This window comes from Microbispora sp. CSR-4, assembly GCF_008033685.1.
In the GTDB taxonomy this organism is placed as follows: Bacteria; Actinomycetota; Actinomycetes; order Streptosporangiales; family Streptosporangiaceae; genus Microbispora.
Genome location: NZ_VJVX01000005.1, coordinates 18,592 through 37,301 on the forward strand (window position 1 = coordinate 18,592; position 18,710 = coordinate 37,301).

The 18,710-nt window shown below is 71.3% G+C and carries 19 protein-coding genes, 1 pseudogene and 1 riboswitch; of the genes and pseudogenes, 9 read left to right on the forward strand and 11 right to left on the reverse strand.

Annotated elements, in window-relative coordinates:
- The first annotated feature begins 125 nt into the window (after window positions 1–125).
- The 5 genes from FLV34_RS06890 (at window position 126) to FLV34_RS06910 (ending at window position 5,575) form a co-directional block, all read left to right on the forward strand.
- On the forward strand, window positions 126–1,481 hold the full coding sequence (locus FLV34_RS06890; RefSeq protein WP_147942631.1) for an ABC transporter substrate-binding protein: 1,356 nt from the start codon (window positions 126–128) through the stop codon (window positions 1,479–1,481).
- A gap of 6 nt (window positions 1,482–1,487) precedes the next feature.
- A complete protein-coding gene (locus tag FLV34_RS06895; RefSeq protein WP_147942632.1) occupies window positions 1,488–2,441 on the forward strand; it encodes a carbohydrate ABC transporter permease in 954 nt (317 codons plus the stop codon).
- Window positions 2,438–3,262: a carbohydrate ABC transporter permease gene (locus FLV34_RS06900; protein WP_147942633.1), complete on the forward strand. Its 825-nt coding sequence runs from the start codon at window positions 2,438–2,440 to the stop codon at window positions 3,260–3,262. Before FLV34_RS06895 ends, FLV34_RS06900 begins: the two co-directional genes overlap by 4 nt.
- A gap of 5 nt (window positions 3,263–3,267) precedes the next feature.
- Window positions 3,268–4,182: an ROK family protein gene (locus FLV34_RS06905; protein ID WP_222709429.1), complete on the forward strand. Its 915-nt coding sequence runs from the start codon at window positions 3,268–3,270 to the stop codon at window positions 4,180–4,182.
- Between the two features lie 175 nt (window positions 4,183–4,357).
- Entirely contained in the window at window positions 4,358–5,575 is a 1,218-nt protein-coding gene (locus FLV34_RS06910; RefSeq protein ID WP_147942635.1) for a glycoside hydrolase family 68 protein, read from the forward strand.
- Here FLV34_RS06910 and FLV34_RS06915 read toward each other — a convergent pair.
- Window positions 5,532–5,930, reverse strand: a complete 399-nt coding sequence (locus FLV34_RS06915; protein WP_147942636.1) for a VOC family protein — start codon at window positions 5,928–5,930, stop codon at window positions 5,532–5,534. The two genes, FLV34_RS06910 and FLV34_RS06915, sit on opposite strands and share 44 nt — an antisense overlap.
- 93 nt (window positions 5,931–6,023) lie before the next feature.
- Between FLV34_RS06915 and FLV34_RS06920 the strand changes: the two genes are divergently transcribed.
- Window positions 6,024–6,995 carry a YafY family protein gene (locus FLV34_RS06920; protein ID WP_147942637.1) on the forward strand — a complete coding sequence of 324 codons (972 nt, stop codon included), beginning with the start codon at window positions 6,024–6,026 and terminating at the stop codon, window positions 6,993–6,995.
- Window positions 6,996–7,030: 35 nt separating this feature from the next.
- Here FLV34_RS06920 and FLV34_RS06925 read toward each other — a convergent pair whose 3' ends face one another.
- Window positions 7,031–7,780, reverse strand: coding sequence for an alpha/beta fold hydrolase (locus FLV34_RS06925; protein WP_147942638.1), 750 nt, complete (start codon window positions 7,778–7,780; stop codon window positions 7,031–7,033).
- A gap of 95 nt (window positions 7,781–7,875) precedes the next feature.
- On the opposite strand from FLV34_RS06925, the gene FLV34_RS06930 reads away from it, so the two are divergent.
- Entirely contained in the window at window positions 7,876–8,205 is a 330-nt protein-coding gene (locus FLV34_RS06930; RefSeq protein ID WP_261985696.1) for a MarR family winged helix-turn-helix transcriptional regulator, read from the forward strand.
- A 66-nt stretch (window positions 8,206–8,271) separates the two neighbouring features.
- On the opposite strand, the gene FLV34_RS06935 is transcribed toward FLV34_RS06930, so the two are convergent.
- The 4 genes from FLV34_RS06935 to FLV34_RS06950 all read right to left on the reverse strand — a co-directional run bounded on the left by FLV34_RS06935 (window position 8,272) and on the right by FLV34_RS06950 (window position 12,817).
- Window positions 8,272–8,721 (reverse strand): C40 family peptidase, encoded by a 450-nt coding sequence (locus tag FLV34_RS06935; RefSeq protein ID WP_261985683.1) that lies wholly within the window; start codon window positions 8,719–8,721, stop codon window positions 8,272–8,274.
- 194 nt (window positions 8,722–8,915) lie between these two features.
- Window positions 8,916–9,074: riboswitch (cyclic di-AMP (ydaO/yuaA leader) on the reverse strand.
- Window positions 9,075–9,479: 405 nt separating this feature from the next.
- Window positions 9,480–10,571 (reverse strand): hypothetical protein, encoded by a 1,092-nt coding sequence (locus tag FLV34_RS06940; RefSeq protein ID WP_142648008.1) that lies wholly within the window; start codon window positions 10,569–10,571, stop codon window positions 9,480–9,482.
- Window positions 10,572–10,645: 74 nt separating this feature from the next.
- Entirely contained in the window at window positions 10,646–11,557 is a 912-nt protein-coding gene (locus FLV34_RS06945; protein ID WP_147942640.1) for a hypothetical protein, read from the reverse strand.
- Between the two features lie 51 nt (window positions 11,558–11,608).
- The gene (locus FLV34_RS06950) at window positions 11,609–12,817 is read right to left on the reverse strand and encodes an FAD-dependent monooxygenase (RefSeq protein WP_147942641.1); all 1,209 of its coding nucleotides are present in this window, start codon (window positions 12,815–12,817) and stop codon (window positions 11,609–11,611) included.
- Window positions 12,818–12,901: 84 nt separating this feature from the next.
- On the opposite strand from FLV34_RS06950, the gene FLV34_RS06955 reads away from it, so the two are divergent.
- The gene (locus FLV34_RS06955; RefSeq protein ID WP_147942642.1) at window positions 12,902–13,483 is read left to right on the forward strand and encodes a TetR/AcrR family transcriptional regulator; all 582 of its coding nucleotides are present in this window, start codon (window positions 12,902–12,904) and stop codon (window positions 13,481–13,483) included.
- A gap of 249 nt (window positions 13,484–13,732) precedes the next feature.
- On the opposite strand, the gene FLV34_RS06960 is transcribed toward FLV34_RS06955, so the two are convergent.
- On the reverse strand, window positions 13,733–14,722 hold the full coding sequence (locus FLV34_RS06960) for a pirin family protein (RefSeq protein WP_142648012.1): 990 nt from the start codon (window positions 14,720–14,722) through the stop codon (window positions 13,733–13,735).
- A gap of 122 nt (window positions 14,723–14,844) precedes the next feature.
- On the opposite strand from FLV34_RS06960, the gene FLV34_RS06965 reads away from it, so the two are divergent.
- The gene (locus FLV34_RS06965) at window positions 14,845–15,510 is read left to right on the forward strand and encodes an HNH endonuclease family protein (RefSeq protein ID WP_261985684.1); all 666 of its coding nucleotides are present in this window, start codon (window positions 14,845–14,847) and stop codon (window positions 15,508–15,510) included.
- A gap of 106 nt (window positions 15,511–15,616) precedes the next feature.
- Here FLV34_RS06965 and FLV34_RS06970 read toward each other — a convergent pair whose 3' ends face one another.
- The 4 genes and pseudogenes from FLV34_RS06970 to FLV34_RS06985 form a co-directional block, all read right to left on the reverse strand.
- Window positions 15,617–16,600 carry an alpha/beta fold hydrolase gene (locus tag FLV34_RS06970; protein ID WP_142648013.1) on the reverse strand — a complete coding sequence of 328 codons (984 nt, stop codon included), beginning with the start codon at window positions 16,598–16,600 and terminating at the stop codon, window positions 15,617–15,619.
- Between the two features lie 127 nt (window positions 16,601–16,727).
- The gene (locus FLV34_RS06975) at window positions 16,728–17,354 is read right to left on the reverse strand and encodes a GPP34 family phosphoprotein (protein ID WP_142648014.1); all 627 of its coding nucleotides are present in this window, start codon (window positions 17,352–17,354) and stop codon (window positions 16,728–16,730) included.
- A gap of 168 nt (window positions 17,355–17,522) precedes the next feature.
- A pseudogene (locus FLV34_RS41335) lies at window positions 17,523–17,717 on the reverse strand (hypothetical protein); the annotation flags it as partial.
- Window positions 17,718–17,720: 3 nt separating this feature from the next.
- Window positions 17,721–18,647: an SPFH domain-containing protein gene (locus FLV34_RS06985; protein ID WP_147942644.1), complete on the reverse strand. Its 927-nt coding sequence runs from the start codon at window positions 18,645–18,647 to the stop codon at window positions 17,721–17,723.
- Window positions 18,648–18,710 lie beyond the last annotated feature (63 nt).

Here is an 18,710-nt window from a genome sequence, read left to right on the forward strand (position 1 = left end):
TGTGGGGGTTGACACCCCGCGACACGTGTGATGAGACTATCGCACTGCTAATCCGATTTAGCAAACCTGAGTCCTGGGGCGTCCGGCGTGTGCCGGCGAGTCCCCGAGCAATCAAGGAGACGCAGATGTCGCGTCGAATTCGCTGGAACGGGGCCGCGCTCGCGGTCGTGATGGGAGGGACGCTGGCGGCGGGCTGCGGGGCGCCCGGCGGCGACGCCCCTCAGCCGGAGGCCACCAGCGCGTCCCTGTCGGCCGCGCCGACCTGTGGCACGGCACCGGTAACGCTCAACGCCTATATCGAGACCGGCTTCCCCCTGCCGAAGGAGCTCAGCACCGAGTTCTCCAAGCAGTATCCGAACGTGAAGTGGAACATCCGCGAAGACCAGTTCGCGGTGATCACGCAGAACGCGCCGCGCGTCCTCGCCGACGACCCGCCGGACCTGATGCGGCTTCCCCAGGTGTCGGAGCTGGTCAAGAACAACCTGCTGAAGAACCTCGACGGCTACGCCAAGGCGTTCGGCTGGGACTCCTGGCCCGCCTCCCAGCTGGAGCAGATGCGCCTGGCTCCCGGCGGGAAGACGCGCGGCGAGGGGTCGCTGTACGCCATGGGGCTGAACTTCAGCATGACCGGCGTGTTCTACAACAAGAAGCTCGCCGCCAAGATCGGCATGTCGTCCCCGCCGGCCACCCTGGACGAGCTGGACGACGCGCTGGCGAAGGCCAAGAGCGCGGGCATCACCCCGATCGCCCAGTTCAACGGAGGGGCCACCGGCGGTCTCGCCTTCCCCCTTCAGGACCTCATGGCCGCGTACGGTCCCCCGGGGCCGATCAACGACTGGATCTACCAGAAGCAGGGCGCCACGATCGACACCCCGTCGAACCTGGACGCGACGCGGCACCTGGAGAAGTGGATCAAGGGTGGCTACTTCTGGAAGGACGTCAACGCCGTCGACTACGCGACGATGATGAGCCGCTTCATCAAGGGCGACGGCCTGTTCATGTTCAACGGCGACTGGGAGTCGGGCAACCTCGACAAGCAGATGCCGGGCGACGTGGGCTTCTTCCTGATGCCGCCGGCGCAGCAGGGCGGCAAGCAGGCCGCGATGTCGGCGCCCCTCACCTACGGGATCAGCTCCAGGGCGAAGAACGCCGACTGCGCGGCGTTCTTCCTCAACTGGGTGGCGACCGACCCGAAGGCCCGTGAGATCGGCGTGAAGGTCGGCGGGTCGCACCCCATGGGCCCGGCAGACGCCCCCATGCCCGAGGTGGCCGACGACACGGTCACGGCGAGCACGCTGGCGGCGGGCGCGAAGATCGCCGAGGACAACGGCGCGATGGACTTCATCGCCAACGCCACCGGCGCGATCTACGCCAAGAGCTGGACGCCCCAGCTGCAGAAGCTGGTCGCAGGGCAGCAGACCCCCGAAGAGCTGCTGAAGTCGGTGCAGAGCGACTACACGAGCCAGGTCGGGGGGAGCTGAGCACCGATGACACGGCCGACTCTCCGCTCGAACGAGTCCGCCGAGGGCGCGGGCGAGCGGAGGAAGCGGAGCTCCGCCCGCGCGGCGGGGCTCCGCACGCCGGGGTGGGTGGCCTGGCTGTTCGTGGCTCCGGCGCTCATCGTCTACGCGGTCTTCGTGCTACGGCCGATCGCCCTCACCGTCCAGTATTCGATGTATCGCTGGGACGGCATCGGCCCGTCCACCTGGGCCGGGCTGGGCAACTACGCCAAGGTCTTCACCGACCCAGACCTGTTCGCCTCCATCCTCAACGCGATCAAGCTGATCGTCTTCTTCAGCGTGATCCCGGTGGTGCTGAGCCTCGCGATCGCCTCGACGATCCGCCGGATCGCCACGAGCCGGCTCGCGCTGGTGGCGCGGACGGTCCTGTTCCTGCCGCAGGTCATCCCGCTCGTCGCCGCCGGCATCGCCTGGAGCTGGCTGATGTCGTCGACCGGACTGGTCAACCAGCTGCTCAGGCTGGTCGGGCTCGGCGGGGGGGCACGCGCGCGGCTGGGCGACTTCTCCACCGCCCTGCCCGCGGTCGGCGTGATCGGGGCGTGGGTGCTGCTCGGCCTGTGCACGATCCTCCTGCTGTCCGGGATGAGCAAGATCGACCCGGCGCTCTACGAGGCGGCCCGGATGGACGGGGCGGGGCCGCTGCGGGAGTTCTTCTCGATCACCGTGCCCAGCCTGCGGCAGGAGATCGGCGTCTGCGTCACGGTGACCGTGATCGCCGCGCTGGCGAGCTTCGACATCGTGTACGTCTCCACCCAGGGCGGCCCGGGGAACGCGACCATGGTCCCGGGGCTGGAGATCTACTATCTGGCCTTCACCGAGCGGCAGGTGGGCATGGCGTCCGCGCTGGCCGTCGTGCTCATGGTGCTCGTCATCCTCGTCGCCCTTCCCATCCAGTGGCTCACCAAGGACAGGTCCTCATGATCGTCGGGCGTCGGGAGACGTGGACCGGAAGGCTGCTGCTCGTCGTGCTGATGGCGGTCACGCTCATGCCGTTCGTGAGCCTGTTCGTCACCGCGCTGCACCCGTCCGGCAGCTACCCCTCGGGCCTGGAGTGGCCGAGCCATCCGCAGTGGGGCAACTTCGTCGAGGCGTTCAAGGCCGCCCGGATGATCGAGCTGGTGAAGTCGAGCACGCTCATCGTGCTCGGCGTGGTGCCCCTCTCGCTGCTGCTCGGGACGCTGGCGGGGTTCGCCATCGGTCACCTGCGGATGGCGGGACGCAACCTGGTGTTCCTGCTGTTCGTGCTCGGGCTGACGCTGCCGTTCGAGGGCATCATCACGCCGCTGTACTACCAGGTGCGCGACATGGGGCTGCTGAACACCAGATGGGCGATCATCCTGCCGCTCATCGGGCTGTTCATGCCGTTCGCGGTCTTCTGGATGCGGGCGCACTTCGTCAACATGCCCGACGAGCTGTCGGAGAGCGCGCGCATGGACGGCGCGAACGTGTGGCAGCTCTTCTGGCGCATCCACGTGCCGCTGGCCATGCCGGCGCTGTCGTCCCTGGCCATCCTGTTGTTCCTGTGGACCTGGAACCAGTTCCTCCTGGCGATCGTCCTCGTGGACGACCCGTTGAAGCGGACGATGTCCGGGGCCCTGGGCGCCTTCCAGGGGCAGTGGGGCACCAACATGCCGCTGCTCTGCGCGGGTTCGCTGCTGATCCTGGCTCCTACACTCGTGATCTTCCTGATCTTCCAGCGCCGGTTCGTCACGGCTCTGCTGCAAGGCTCTCTGAAGGGATGACGCGAGTGGACGGAACTGCCCCGTTCTTCGGGGGAATCGAGGCGGGCGGGACGAAGTGGGTGTGCGCGGTCGCCGACGCCGGGGGAGAGGTCTTCGCGACCGAGGTGATCCCCACGACCACGCCGGAGACGACCATCGGCGCCGCGCTGCGGTTCTTCGGCGGCCATCCGCCCATCGCCGCGCTCGGCATCGGCACCTTCGGCCCGGTGGACGTGCGGCCGGGCTCGCCGACGTACGGCCGCATCCTGGCCACGCCCAAGCCGGGCTGGGCGGACGTCGACGTCGTCTCCCCCTTCCGCGCCGAGCTGGGCGTACCCGTCCGTCTGGACACGGACGTCAACGCCGCCGCGCTGGGGGAATGGCGCCGTGGAGCGGGCGCGGGGCTCGGCACGATCGCGTACATGACCGTGGGCACCGGCATCGGTGTGGGGGCGGTGGTGAACGGCGGGCTCGTGCACGGGCTCCTGCATCCGGAGTTCGGGCACATCCGCATCCCGCACGACACGGGCAGGGACCCGTTCGCGGGGAGCTGCCCCTTCCACGGCGACTGCCTCGAAGGGCTTGCGTCGGGCGAGGCGATGCGCCGCCGGTGGGGGCGTCGTGCCGAGCACCTGGACGACCCGTCGGCCTGGGAGCTCGAGGCCGGATACATCGCCCTCGCGCTCGTGAACCTGACCTACGCGCTGTCGCCCGAGCGGATCGTCGTCGGCGGGGGCGTCGCCAAGCACCCCGCGCTGCTGCCCGCCGTGCGGGCGCGGCTGCTCACCCTCACCGCCGGTTATCCGGGGCCGCCGGTGCCCGCCGGTCCTGCGGCGATGGACGAGTACGTCACCGGCCCCGCCCTCGGCGATCGTTCGGGGGTGGCCGGAGCCGTGGAGCTCGCACGCGCGGCGCGGTCCGAGGCGCCCGCGTCGTGGTGACGCTTTCTGAGACGTGCGGGGAGACGCCCCGCGCGATGGATTCGGAGGTTCTTCTGATGGCTCCACGGGGGCGGCGAGACGGCACGCCCGGACCGGAGGCCCGGTCCTGCGCGCACGAGGTGCTCGCCGGGGGACGGCGACGTGACCGGGGACGGCGACGTGACGGGGGAATCGCGTGAACGGCGTCGCGGAACCGGTGCGGGGCGAGCCCGCGCGCTGGACGCGGCGGCACCTCGCCGCGCCGGTCGGCGGCCCGGCGACGACGGCGCCGGTCATCGGCCTTCCCGCGCCGCCGCGCGTGCTGCCCCACGACGACGTCTGGGATCTGTGGCCGATCCAGGAGGAGGACGGCTCGACGACCGTGGTCGGGGGCCGCGAGTTGTGGATCGCGCTCGCCGCGCCCGCCCTCGGCCACCCCGAGGAGCGTCACGACCACGCCCGTCTCCGGCTGCTCGGCAGGGACGCCGGCGGCTGGACCGACCTCGGCCACGTCTTCGCCGACGGCGCCTCGCCGGGCAGCCGCGAATGGTCGGGATCGACGGTCCGCAGACCGGACGGCACGGTGTCGGTGTTCTACACGGCCGCCGGCCGCCGAGGTGAGGCCCGCCCGACGTTCACCCAGACCGTCGTGGAGGCCCGCGCCCGGCTGGTGACCGACGGCGGCCGGATCCTGCTCGACCCGGCCGCCGAGCACCGGGAGGTCCTCCGTTCGGACGGCGTGACCTACCTGCCGGCCGACGACATCGAGGGCGGACCCGGGCGCATCAAGGCGTTCCGCGATCCCGGCTGGTTCCGCGACCCCGCCGACGGACGCGAATATCTGCTCGTCGCCGCGTCCGTCGCGGCGTCACCCGGCGCGGGCCACGCCTTCATGGGCGCGGTGGCCCTCGCCGCGGCGACGCCGGGCGGCTGGTCGCTGCGGCCGCCCCTCCTCGTGGCCGACGGAGTCAACCACGAGATCGAACGGCCCCACATCGTGGTGCACGGGTCGTCGTACTACCTGTTCTTCTGCACGCAGCGGCAGTCGTTCCACCCGAGGGGAAGCGCCCCCACCGGGCTCTACGGCTTCGTCGCGCCCACCCTCGCCGGGCCGTACACGCCGCTGAACGGCTCGGGGCTCGTGCTGGCCAATCCGGCGGAAGAGCCCGACCAGGCGTACGCCTGGCTGGTCCTGCCCGACCTGAAGGTCGTGAGCTTTCTCAACTACCGCTCCATCGGAGGGCCGGATCCGTGGACGGCCGGGCCCGGCGCGGCGCGGGCCGCCTTCGGCGGGACGATCGCGCCGGTGCTCGAACTCACCCTGCGCGAGGACGCCACCTCCGTGGTCGTTCCCGCGTCGGCGGGAGCCGTCAGCGGGGGAACCTCGCGATTGCCTCCGGGGGGACGGGGGTGAAGAAGTTGACCAGGTTGCCGTCGGGGTCGCGGAGCAGGAGCGACCGGTTGCCCCACGGCATCGTGGTGGGCTCCTGGACGAACTCCTCGACGTGGCCGGTCAGGCTCCGGTGCACGCCGTCCACGTCGTCGACGAGGAACTCGACGATCACGCTGTGGTCGGCGGACGGCCGGGCGGCGCCGGGTGCGAAGAGCGGGACGGTGCGGGTGCTGCCGATCGCGAGGGTCGCGGAGGCGGTCTTGATCTCGGCGAATTCCGCGCTCGCCCAGCGTGCCCGCACGCCCGTGGCCCGCTCGTAGAAGCCCGCGAGGCGCGCGACGTCGTCGGTGATGATGCGGATCGACACGAAGTCCATGGTGATCTCCCTGGTTCCCGGGTTGTTCGTCCCGGGAACACTAGGGCGGATACCGGACAGAAACCGCCCAGTATTGTCACTAGATTGTGTGACGTGGCCCGACCGACTCATCGCGTTCTCACGCTGCTGGAGCTCCTGCAGTCGGGCGGCACGCGGACGATGGCCGAGCTCGCCGACCGGCTCGGCGTCGACGAGCGCACCGTGCGGCGATATGTGGACCACCTGATCGACCTCGATGTGCCCGTCGAGTCGGTGCGCGGCCGATACGGCGGCTATCGCCTCGCCCCCGGATATCGCATGCCCCCGCTCATGCTGAGCGACGACGAGGCGCTCGCCGTGCTGCTCGGCCTGGTCGCCGGTCGCCGCGCGGGGCTGACGACGGCGGCGGGCACGGCGAGCGAGACGGCGGCGGCCAAGATCCGGCGCGTTCTGCCCGAGCGGCTCGCCTGCAGGCTCGACACCGTGCTCGAATCCCTCGCCTTCACGGCCCCGCCCGGCGAGTCCGCCGTTCCCGAGACCGCCGTGTTGCTCTGCGTCGCCGACGCGGTGCGCCATCACCGGCCGATCTCGATCAGGTATACCGCCGCCGATGGTCGGCGCAGCGAGCGCACGCTGCATCCGTACGGGCTCGTCGCCCATTCGGGCCGGTGGTACGTCACGGGCGCGGATCCGGAGATCGGCGAGGACCGGACCTTCCGGCTGGACCGCATCGCGGACGCGAGGACGCTGCCCGGCTCGTTCGAGCCGCCCGCCGGGTTCGATCCGGCGCAGCACGTCCTGGCCGGATTCGCCACGGCTCGATATCGGTACGACGTGGTGCTGCGGATCCAGGGGACGGTCGAGCAGATCCGCGCCCGGCTTCCCGCCGCCGTCGCGACCCTGGCGGATTCCGGGGACGAGGGCTGGCTCCGCGTCGAGGTGCGCGCGGAGCGGCTCGACTGGCTGCCTCCGGTGCTCGCCTCACTCGACCGGCCGTTCGTCATCGAGCGGCCGGACGAGCTGCGCGACCGTGTCGCGGCGCTCGCGGACCGGCTCGCGGCTTCCGCCCGCAGGACCGCAGAGTGACTGCGGGCGGGTGACGGCGGGCGGGTGACTGCGGGCTAAGCGCTGGTCGCCGGCGAACCGGCCGCGTGCAGATGGCGGTCGATCGCGGCGAAGGTGGCCGCCGGCTGTTCGATGTGCGGCAGGTGACCGGCCTCCGGGATCACCTCCAGCCGGCCGTTGGCGAAGGCGCCGGCGTAGGCGGCTCCGTAGGCGGGGGTGACGATCCGGTCGCTCTCCCCCCACACCAGGAGCGCGGGCACGTCGACGTGCCGCAACCGGCGGAGCAGTTTGGGATCGTGCATGTAGGGGTCGCCCGCCAGCGTGCGCATGGTGGCCATGTCGGCCGCCCGGGCTGCGAGCTGGTCGGCGGGGACGCCGGCCGGGTCGACGTAGAAGCGCTGCGAGTCGTGCCAGGCGTATTCGGCCACGCCGCGCGCGTCCAGGGCGAAGAAGTCGCGGATCGGCTCGCCGGGGACGTCCACGCCCACGGCGTCGACCAGCACCAGCCCGGTGATGATCCCCGCCGTGTCGCGTACGGCCATCTCGGCGGCGGTCCAGCCGCCGAGGGAGGAGCCGGCGACGAGAACGTCGCGCAACCCCAGGCGATGCAGGCAGTGCAGGTAGGCGAGGGCGAGGTCGTCGATGCCGGTGAGCCACGGGGGACGGTCGGTGCCGTCCCAGCCGGGATGCACGGGCGTCAGGGTGTGTGCCGTCCGGGAGAGGTGCCCGGCGAGCCCGGCGATCGTGGCGGGGCCGCCGCCGCCGTGCAGGATCAGGGCCGGTCTGCCGGTGCCGGCCTCCGACATGGTGAGGGACAGGTCGCGATCTGCAACAACTCGGGCGGGCGGTCAAACAGGTCCAATATCGGCAGCACCGGGCCCTGGAGAGCGGGCTGTCGGCGATCGGCGCGACGCTCGCCCAGTGGGACGCCCTCCGGGCGATCAGCCGTACCCCCGGGGCGTCGGCCCGGGAGCTGGCCGCGGCGACGTTCCAGACCGAGCAGGCCTTCGGCACCCTCGCCGGGCGGCTCGTGGCCCAGGGATGGATCGAACGCAGGCCCGGGCACGGCAGGCGCATCGAGCACCATCTCACCCCTTCCGGCGAGCGGGTCCTGGAAGCCGGGCGCAAGGTCGCCGACGAGGTGCTCGCCAGGTGCTACACCGCCCTGCCGGACGCGGACCGCGCGACCCTGCTGGCCCTGCTCCGGCGCCTCGTCGTGGAGGACGCGTAGCCTCCGGCCACGCCCTCGGCGGAGATGCGCTGCGCGGCGGCGCGTCTCCACCGAGGGCGTCCCGGGTCAGACGCCGGGGCGTACGGCGGTGAGGAAGCTGCCCCTCCAATAGGCGTTGAGCCTGTCGACACTGACCACCGCGCCGCTGTGGGGGGCGCTGATCACCTTCCTGTGCCCGAGATACATGCCCACGTGGCCGCCGCCACTGGTGAAGATGAGGTCGCCGGGCTTGAGGTGCGACAGCGAGACCCTCTTCTTGGCGTGCCTGAGCATCGCCCACGTCGTACGCGGGAGCTTGACGCCGGCCTTGCGCCAGGCGAACTGGACCAGCCCGGAGCAGTCGAACGCTCCTGGGCCCGTGGCGCCCCACACGTACGGGTCGCCGAGCTGCTTCTTCGCCACCTTGATGGCGCGCTCGGCCTTCTCCTGCTGGAGAGCCGCCTTGGTGAGCTTCCTCGTGGCGGAGTTCTCGGCCACGGGCGCGGGATGCAGGGGGGTGGTCGTTGTGGGGGGCACGGGCGGGATGACCGCCGAGGTGAGGGCGGGGGCGGGGGCGGGGGCCGGGGGTGGGGATGTCACCGTCGCGGACGCGGCGGCTGCGGGGAGTGCGCTCAATGCTCCGGCCGACGCGGTGAGCGCCGCGCTACCGATCGTGACGCAGGCGATGCGGAGCAGAGTGGTGGAGTTGGTGGACAGGAGGATCTCTCCCTTTGGTCTTCCGCTTGCGCCTACCGGGTTAGCTGACGGATTCGGGCAGGGAAGATCGCCCTACGGCGCCGGCGCGCCGATTCACCCCAGACCTTCGTCGAAGGTCGATTGGTTCCCCGGCTCCGAGCCTCCTAGCGGCTCGGATTCGGCATCACCGGCGCCCAGGGGGGCGGAGAGGCGGGGCGACGGCGACTGTGGATGGTCGAACCCGGCGGGGCCGGGTTCGTAACGACGAGGTCACGTGGATCCCGCCGATGGGCAAGGAAACTACCAAGAGCCCCATATCTCCGCAAAGAGCATCAAAAGGATAAGAAGCGCATAAAAGGGATCAACTGCGCGAAGTTGCAGGTCAGAGTGCATCTGCGGAAGAGATGTGGCGCTGGTCACACTCGTCCCATGGCGGGCCTGACCTGCGGAGGAAGGCGAGTAAGCCCTGGCGGCGGCGTACATCCTGACCCTGGAGGCCTTCGGCCCCTCGGCTGCCCGCCTGTGGTCCGGGGGGCGTTGATCGTCGCTTGCGCCGCCCGGCTGCCGCCCTGCACGAGCGGGCGTGACCTGCCGGATGGCTAGTTCGTACGCCAGAAGGCGCCGTTGGCGGAGGGGTCGTCGGGGTCGCCCTGCGGCGCGGTGAACCCGGCGCCCCACAGCGTCGTCGTCCCGGGCCTGCGCGCGATCGAGAACAGGGCGGCGTCGGTGCCGGCCTTCCGGGGGATCGGGGTGCTCCGCCACGTCGAACCCGTGACATGCCACAGGGTGGAGTTCCAGTCGCTCTGCACGATCCACACGCCGCCCGCGCCGTCGGGCTCCACCTCCGTGTACGGCTGGGCGTTGACGGCGCCGACCGAGGCGGTCCACGAGCGGCCGTTCCAGTGCATGACCAGGGGGCGGTCGTAGATCTTGTCGTCGCCCTGGTCGTCGGCGCCCTCCCAGCTCACGCCGCCGACGGCCCACACGTTGCGGGGGCCGAGGACGGCGATGTCGGTGAGCACCGCGGCGGCGTCGCGAGCGGGCAGTTTGATCGCGGGGGTGGGCACCAGCGCCCAGGACTTCCCGTTCCACCGCATGATCGCGGGACGGGTGCCCTTGGCCCCCGCCGCCCAGACGTCACCGGCCTTGTACGCGTCGACGGCGGCGGCGTGGGCCGGCAGCGGGACGCTCCGCCACGACGACCCGTTCCAGTGCCTGGCCGAGGCCGAGGAGTCGGCGACCGCCCAGACGTCCTTCGCGCCCGTGCCGTCGGCGTCCGTCGTGGAGAAGCCGCTGCCGAGCGAGAAGGTGGTCCATGTCCGGCCGTTCCACCGGCTCGCCTTCCCCGGGCCGAAGACCCACACGTTCTTGTCCGAGCCGGCGGTCACGGCCGTCAGCTCGTACGACGGGCTGCCGGGGAGCACCTTCCACGATCGGCCGTCGAACCGCTCGACCAGGCCCCGCCGCGTGCCGTTCACGACCCGGTGGCCGGCCGCCCACACCGACCCGTTGCCGAGGACCGTCACGTCGTCGAGCACGTCGTCCCCGGGCAGGGTGTTCACCTTGGCCAGCCGCCACGTGGGCGCGGTCTCCCCGGCCTGGCCGCCCTGGTGGGCCGCTCCCGAGGCCGCCGCGGCCGGCAGGAACGCCAGCCCGATCGCCGATATGCCCGAGACGAGTACGGTGCGCACGATGCTTCCCCTTCCGCTCACCAGTACGACGTTTGACCGAGGGGAGTCGTTCACACGTCGCGGAAGGGCCGGAGTCACTTCTTCTCCGTCCACGGCTCGTACGCGTCGTCACCGGGGAGCACCCAGATCTTCGCGTCGGGCCTGACCAGGCTCCGCACCCGCGTCACCACGCCGGTCGTCTTCGAGACCCGGTAGACCGTCACTCCGGTTTCGGTCTTCGACCGGACGACCAGGTGTCCCGCCTTGTCGAAGTCGAGGTCGTCGATCCGCCGCCCGCGCGGGAGCCGTACGGTCACGGTGCGGCTCGCCTTGCCGGTGCGCAGGTCGACCAGGCGCAGCGTGCGCGACTTCGGCCACGAGCCGACCGGCTCCGCCGCCGTGACGTGGTCGTTCGCCAGGGCCGTCGCCCACAGCCGCGTCTTCGACCGCAGGCGGGTGCGCAGCCCCCGGTCGAACACCGTCATCCGGCCGTCTTCCCCTTGCATCAGCAGCCGCGCGCCGTCCGGGCTGAATCCCGCGAAGTTCCAGGTGTCCGTCTTTCCGGGCAGCGGCAGGCTCCTGCCCTTCCGCAGGTCCAGCAGGGCTCCCAGGCCCGGTGCCGAGGTCTTGGTGACCACGAAACCGCCGTCGTACGACACCGACGGCCATTCTTCGCCGGTCGTGGCCACGGTTAGGTCGCGGATCACATGTTCCCTGCCGTGCAGGGTCCGCTCGGCGAACCGGCCGTCCGACTTGCGGAAGTAGAAGAAGCGCCGGCCGTCCCCGCTGACCAGGAACGCGGCCCGCGCCCCCGGGTTGACCGCGTCGGGGGGCGCCACGGCGAGCGCTTCCGGCACCTTCACCACGTGTCCGTCGGTCAGCACCAGTTCCCAGGTGTGCGTCCACCTGGCGTACGCGATCGTGACCGGAGTGGCGGCCGTCGCGGGCTGCCCGCCCAGCGCAACGGCGGCCAGGACGAGTGTCGCGAGAACCGTGCGCAGTCTCATGTGGGGTGAGATGCCGGACAACCCGGAAATGTTGCCGGTGCGTGCGGGTGGCTACGCGGCCTGGGCCCGGTAGTCCCTGATCGTGATCGCGGTCGCGGCCTTGCGGATCGGCTCGGTGACCCGCTCGATCATGCGGTTCCTGCCCGGCAGGTGCGGCATCAGCCGCAGCATCAGCATCTGGAACCGGATCTGCGCCGCGGACTTCAGCACCATGCCCCTGAGGTTGCCCTCGGCGAGCTTCTGGTTCTCCTCCACGAAGTGCCGCAGCTCGCGCTCGTACGCGGTGAAGGCGGCGGCGTGGTCTCCCGCGGCCTCGGCGAGGCAGCCCGCGAGAACGTAGGCGCCGACCAGGGCCAGGCTGGTGCCCTGACCGGACGCGGGCGAGGCCGAGTAGGCCGCGTCGCCGACGAGTGTCACCCGGCCCGACGACCAGTGGTCCATGCGCACCTGGCTGATCGAGTCGAGATAGAAGTCGGGCGCGTCCTCCATGGCGTCGAGGAGGCGCGGAACCTCCCAGCCCTGGCCGGAGAAGAGGCCGGCGAGCAGCTTCTTCTGCTGGGCGGGGTCGCGCCGGTCGTACTCCAGCGGCGGCGAGGAGAACAGGAACATCGCCTTGGCGTCGTCGGCGCGCGCCGTGCTGTACATCCCGGTGCTCCTGCCCGGCGCCGGATGCATCATCTCCGTGCGGTCCAGGCCGAGGTGGTTCGGCACCGTGAAGATCGAGATGTAGTGCCCGAGGTCGTGGACGAACCGCGACTCCTCGCCGAAGGCCAGCGCGCGCACGTTCGAGTGCAGGCCGTCGGCCCCCACCACCACGTCGAACGTGCGAGGAGCGCCGTTCGCGAAGGTGACGTGCACTCCTTCGGGGGTCTCCCGCAGGGCGGTGATGGAGTCGTCGAAGACGTACTCGACGCCGTCTCCGGCCGCCGCGTGCAGGAGCCGGGTGAGGTCGCCGCGCATGATCTCGACGTCGTCGCCCTCGCGGCCGCCGAACAACTGCGCGCTCATCGTGCCGATCTGCCGGCCCCGGGCGTCGACGAAACGCGCGACCCGCATGTCCGTGCTGTGCCGCCGCACCTCGTCGAGCAGGCCCATGCGGGAGACGACGTCGAGCGCCGCTCCCCGGACGTCGATCTTGTAGCCGCCGTCCCGCAGGGAGGGGGCGCGCTCGACGACGGTCACCGCGAAGCCGTGCTCGCGGAGCCAGTACGCCAGCGTCAGCCCGGCGACGCTTCCACCGGAGATCAGGATGTTCGTCATGCCAGGAACTGTACAAGCGTCTTAATCATCCGTCTAGCACGATTGTCCAAGACATTTGTGTTAACCGTAGGCTAGGCTCTGAGCATGGGAAACCGGGAAGATCTGCTCGCGGGCGCCAAGCGGTGCCTGATGGAGAAGGGATACTCCGGCACCACCGCGCGTGACATCGCGGCGGCCGCCGGCACGAGCCTCGCCGCCATCGGCTATCACTTCAGATCGACGAAGGCCCTGCTCGACGCGGCCCTCATCGAGGCGATGGAGGAGTGGGGAAAGGAGATCGAGCAGACCCTCGCCGCGGACGCGTCACTCGGCGGCTCGCCCGCGCAGCGGTTCGAGGCGACCTGGACGCGGATCATCGAGTCGTTCGCCGCGATGCGGCCGCTGTGGGCCATCCAGTTCGAGCTCATCGCCCAGATGGACCGGCAGCCGGAGCTGCGCGAGGCGTTCGCCGCGGCCAACCGGCAGGCGAAGCTGGGCCTGGCGGCGATCTTCGAACATCTGGATCCGGCCGCGGACGAACGCAAGGCCATGGCCGTCGGCGCGTTCTACCAGGCGCTGCTCGGCGGGATGGCGTCCCAGTGGCTCGTGGATCCCGAGCAGGCTCCGTCGGCCCGCGATCTCCTCGAAGCGCTGCGTACGATCAGCGGGCGGCTCGGAACGGAGTGACGGCGGAAATCGCGGCTCCGCCGCGTGAGGCCGGCCGAGCGGCGGGTGGGCGCGCCCCAGCGCGTTTTGACGCGCTCCGGCACGCGCCCGGCGCGCCCGGCGTGCTCTGGCACCCTCCCAGCGCGCGCGGCGTGCTCTGGCACCCTCCCAGCGCGCGCGGCGTGCTCTGGCACCCTCTCAGCGCGCCCGGCGCGCTCCTCGGCCGGCCTGCTTACCGGCGCCCGCCGGGTGGGCGGGCGCCGGTTGGGGTCAGTCCGTCGTGGACAGGGGTCCGTCGGCGTGCGGAACCCGCTCGGCGGGGATGACGCCCAGGCGGCCCGCCTGGTAGTCCTCCATCGCCTGGATGATCTCGGCGCGGGTGTTCATCACGAACGGCCCGTAGTGCACGACCGGCTCACGGATCGGCCGCCCGCCGAGCAGCAGCACCTCAAGATTGGGCTCGGCCTGCGGCTGGGCGGTGTCCGCCGCGAGGGTGAGCGACCCGCCCGGGCCGAAGACGGCGAGCTGTCCCTTGCGGATCGGCCGCCGCTCGGCGCCCACGGTGCCCTGACCGGCCAGAACGTAGGCGAGGGCGTTGAACTCCGGGTTCCACGGCAGGTCGAGCCGGGCGCCGGGGCTGACGGTGGCGTGCACCATCGTGATCGGGGTGAACGTGACGCCCGGGCCCGCGTGCCCGTCCAGATCACCGGCGATCACCCGCAGCAGCGCGCCGCCGTCGGCAGAGGCGAGCAGCGCCGCCTCCTTCCCCCGGATGTCCTGGTAGCGCGGCAGGTGGAACTTGTGCGCGCGAGGAAGGTTCACCCACAGCTGGATGCCGTGGAAGAGCCCGCCCGAGACCACCAGGTGCTCCGGGGGCTTCTCGATGTGCAGCAGGCCGGACCCGGCGGTCATCCACTGAGTGTCGCCGTTGGTGATGGTGCCGCCGCCGCCGTTGGAGTCCTGGTGCTCGAAGATGCCGTCGATGATGTAGGTGACCGTCTCGAAACCGCGGTGCGGGTGCCACGGCGTGCCCTTCGGCTCGCCGGGGGCGTACTCGACCTCGCCCATCTGGTCCATGTGGATGAACGGGTCGAGCATCTGCTGCGGCACTCCGGCGAACGCACGCCGTACGGGGAAGCCTTCGCCCTCGAAACCGCTGGGCGCGGTCGTCACCGAGCGAACGGGGCGTGGTGCCGCGACGGCGGGGTCCGGCGCGGCGACGTGCGGCAGTGTCAGGGTGTCGGCGGTGACAGCGGGCATGGCCGCCTCCTAATTGAATGTTCAACTTCCGTCGGCTTGAAACGATCGGCGATCGTCCGGCATTCCCCGAAGATCGCCCGGTGCCTTTCGCATATCGTCACGCCCCACGGGGAGGGACTGATATGGCTGAACGCATGATCTCCGTACCTCGCACCCTCCGGGCCGCCGCGCTCTCCCTTGCCGTCCTTCCGATCACCGCTGTCGCGATCGCCCCGCAGGCCGCCGCCGACGCCCGCGGCCGGGCGGACGCGGGCGCGTCGGCCCGCCGCATGCTGGCGGATCTGAGGGTGGCCAAGCCGTTGTCAATACGCGGTTACAGCCACCGGCGGTTCCAGCCGCGATGGGCGCACCACAAGGGGGAGTGCGACGCACGGGAGGTGGTCCTCGCCCGGCAGGGCCGGGGCGTACGGAGGAACGCGGCGTGCCAGGCCGTGAAGGGCGTCTGGCACAGCCCGTACGACGGCAAGGTGCTGAAGAGCGTGAAGGAGATCGACGTCGACCACGTCGTCCCCCTGGCGTACGCCTGGCGCTCCGGCGCGAAGAGATGGAGCCAGGCGAAGCGGCGCGCGTTCGCCAACGACCTGAGCCGCCCCGAGCTGGTCGTGGTGAGCCACTCCGTCAACATCGCCAAGGGAGGCCAGGGACCGCAGAGCTGGCGTCCGCCGCGCCGCGCCTACTGGTGCCGCTACGCGACCTCGTGGATCACGGTGAAGCACCACTACCGGCTCTTCGTGACCCGTAAGGAGAGGACCGCCCTGCTCAACATGCTCCGTACGTGCGGCAGGTGAACGCCGCGAGGCGATCGGCGGCCCGGGATCGGCCCAGCTCTTTCCGGATGCGGGCGAGCACGTCGAGCCGTGCCGGGAGGCCGGACCGGCACGGCGGAGCGTGTCTTCAGGCGGTGGGCAGGGCGGCGAGCCATTCGGTCAGGAGCCGGTTGACCTCGGCGGGACGTTCCTGCTGCACCCAGTGGCCGCAGCCGTCCAGCAGGTGGGAGGAGACCAGCCCGGGAAGGGTCGCGGGGAAGGCGTCGATCGCGCCGGCCATCCAGGTCACGGAGGCGTCCGAACTGCCGCCGATGAACAGGGAGGGCTGCTTGACGGGGGCCCCGCGGAAACCGGCGAGGTCCTCCCAGTCGCGGTCCATGTTGCGATAGCGGTTGAGCGCGCCGGTCATGCCGGTGCGTTCGAACTCCCCGGCGTACACCTCCAGGTCGTCCTCCGTGAGCCAGGACGGCAGCGGCCCGCCGGGGAACCGGTCGCGCAGCGTCGCCCCCGGGCTGACGAAGTGCGGGGCGGGAGCGTCGGGGCCGGGCATGGTGTCGCCGGACAGCGCCGCGTAGATGCCCGCGAGCCAGCCCCGCACGTCGGGTTCGATCTCGGCCTCGGCACGGCCGGGCTCCTGGAAGTAGGAGATGTAGAACTCCTGGTCACCGCTCATCCGGGCGAAGACGTCGGTGGGCCGGGGGCCGCCGGGCGGAGTGTAGGGCACGCTCAGCAGCCCCACCGCGCGGAACACCTCGGGGTGCAGCAGGGCGGACGTGGCCGCGATGGGGGAGCCCCAGTCATGACCGATGATCACCGCGGACTCCTCGCCCAGGGCGCGCACCAGCGCGACGTTGTCCTCCACCAGGGCGAGCATCCGGTAGCCGTCCACCGCGGCGGGCTTCGAGGATCGGCCGTAACCGCGGACGTCGAGCGCGACGGCCCGATATCCGGCCTGCGCGAGCGCCGGAAGCTGATGGCGCCAGGAGTACCACGACTCGGGGAAGCCGTGGACGAGCAGCACCAGCGGCCCGGTCCCCCGCTCCGCGACATGGATCCGGCCGCCCGGCACGGACACCGTACGATGCGTGATCTCTGCGACGTGGTGCGACATGCGTCTCCTCCAAGTGGCGGTGCTCCGGGCCTTGTCCGCTCCGCGAGAGCCGCCACCGATCATCCCGCCGGCCTGGCCGTTCGCCCGAATCCCGTTGCCGGATCGGCAAATCTCATGCGGCCCGCCCTCAGCCGCCGCTCATGGCGTGGGCCTGCTGGATGACCTTGCGGAGGGCCGGTGTCGCCGGGCCGCCGCGTTCGGACAGCAGGGCGATGCGCTGCTTGTACGCCCGTCGCCTGGCGCGCGGGAGGATCGTCCCGAGCTCCGCCGCCGCGGCCAGGCCGACAAGGGCGGCCTCGTGGTCCCCGACGCGGGAGACCGGGCCGGTGAGAGCGGCGGAGACCCGCGTCGCGAGTCGCTTCACCACTCGCGTGTCGCGTACGCGGACGTGGCTCCGGTTGAAGACGAGGAACGGCTGTCGCAGCTCGACCCTGATCCAGCGTTTCGTCTCCAGCTCGTCGCGGACCGCCCGGGCCGTCGCGCGGGTGTCCTTGCCGATCCAGTGCCGCCACGGCCGGGGCCCCGACTGGGCGATCTGGTGCAGCAGGCCGTCGAGGACCGGGTCGGCGAGCCGCTCCTCCGACACCACGCGCACCTTGCCGCCGTCGTCGGCGATCCGGCCGGTCAGCAGCAGGTCGGTGAGCGCGGCGGCGCGCAGCAGGTAGGGGAAGCGGAAGTTCGTCACCACCCGCTCCTTGCGGGGGTCGTAGGCCAGCAGGTAGAGCTGGGCCGTCAGGGAGCGGGGGACGTCCACGGAGCTGCCTTCCTCTCAGTCGTCGTGTGGATCGGCGGCGGGCGGACCGGCGGCGGGCGGACCGGCGGTGGGCGGACCGGCGGTGGGCGGACCGGCGGTGGGCGGATCGGCGTCTGGCGGATCGGTGACGGGAGGCTTCGTGACGGGAGCCTCCGGAGGCGGGGCCTCCTTCTTGGCGGGCCTGCCGCGCCGGGGGATGCGACCGGCGTTGCCGGGCAGCCGTCCCGCCTCCGACAGCGCCCGGCGCAGCAGGAACTCGATCTGGGCGTTGGTGCTGCGTAGTTCGTCGCCGGCCCAGCGGGCCAGCGCGTCGTGCACCGCCGGGTCCAGCCTGAGCAGGATGCTCTTTCTTTCGGTCGCCACGGTCTAGTGGTACAGGGAGCCGGTGTTCACCACGGGCTGCACGTCGCGGTCGCCGCACAGGACGACGAGCAGGTTGCTGACCATGGTGGCCTTGCGCTCCTCGTCGAGCTCGATCACGTCGTGCTCGTCGAGGCGGGCCAGGGCGGCCTCGACCATGCCGACCGCGCCGTCCACGATCCGCTGGCGGGCCGCGACGACCGCTCCGGCCTGCTGGCGGCGCAGCATCGCCTGCGCGATCTCGGGGGCGTACGCCAGGCGGGTGATGCGCGACTCGATGACCTTGACCCCGGCGGAGGCCACCCGGGCCTGGATCTCGGCCGACAGGCGGCCGGTGATCTCCTCGGCGTTCTGCCGCAGGGACAGCATGTCGTCGTGCCCGTCGTACGGGTAGCTGCCGGCGATGTGACGCACCGCGGTCTCGGTCTGGAAGGCGACGAACTCCACGAAGTCGTCGACCTCGAAGACGGCCTTCGCCGTGTCCTCGACCTGCCACACGACCACGGCGGCCATCTCGATCGGGTTGCCGTCGGCGTCGTTGACCTTGGTGATGTCGGTCTCGTGGTTGCGGATCCGGGTCGACACCCGGCGCTTCTGCGTGAAGGGAGCCACGAACCGGAGGCCGGGCGTGCGGACCGTGCCCACGTAGCGGCCGAGCAGCTGGATCACGCGTGCCTCGCCGGGGGCGACCGCGGTGAGCCCGCTGAAGACGACGATGGCCGCCAGGAGGAGCAGCACCCCGGCGATGATCAGCGCCGCTCCCGTGCCGCCGTTGCCGCCGGCCGCGACGACGGCTCCGATCGGGATCAGCGCGAACGGGCTCAGCAGGGCGAGCAGGGCCAGGACCAGCAGCGGCCACCCGGCCGTCGCCCGCGCCGTCCGCTCGTGGGTCTGGGGGGCCGGCATGTCGACGGAGATCTGCAGGTCTGTCATGTCTTCTCCTCGGTGTCTAGCACGACACTAGCAAAGTGATATCACTTTTTGCCAGACCCGCTC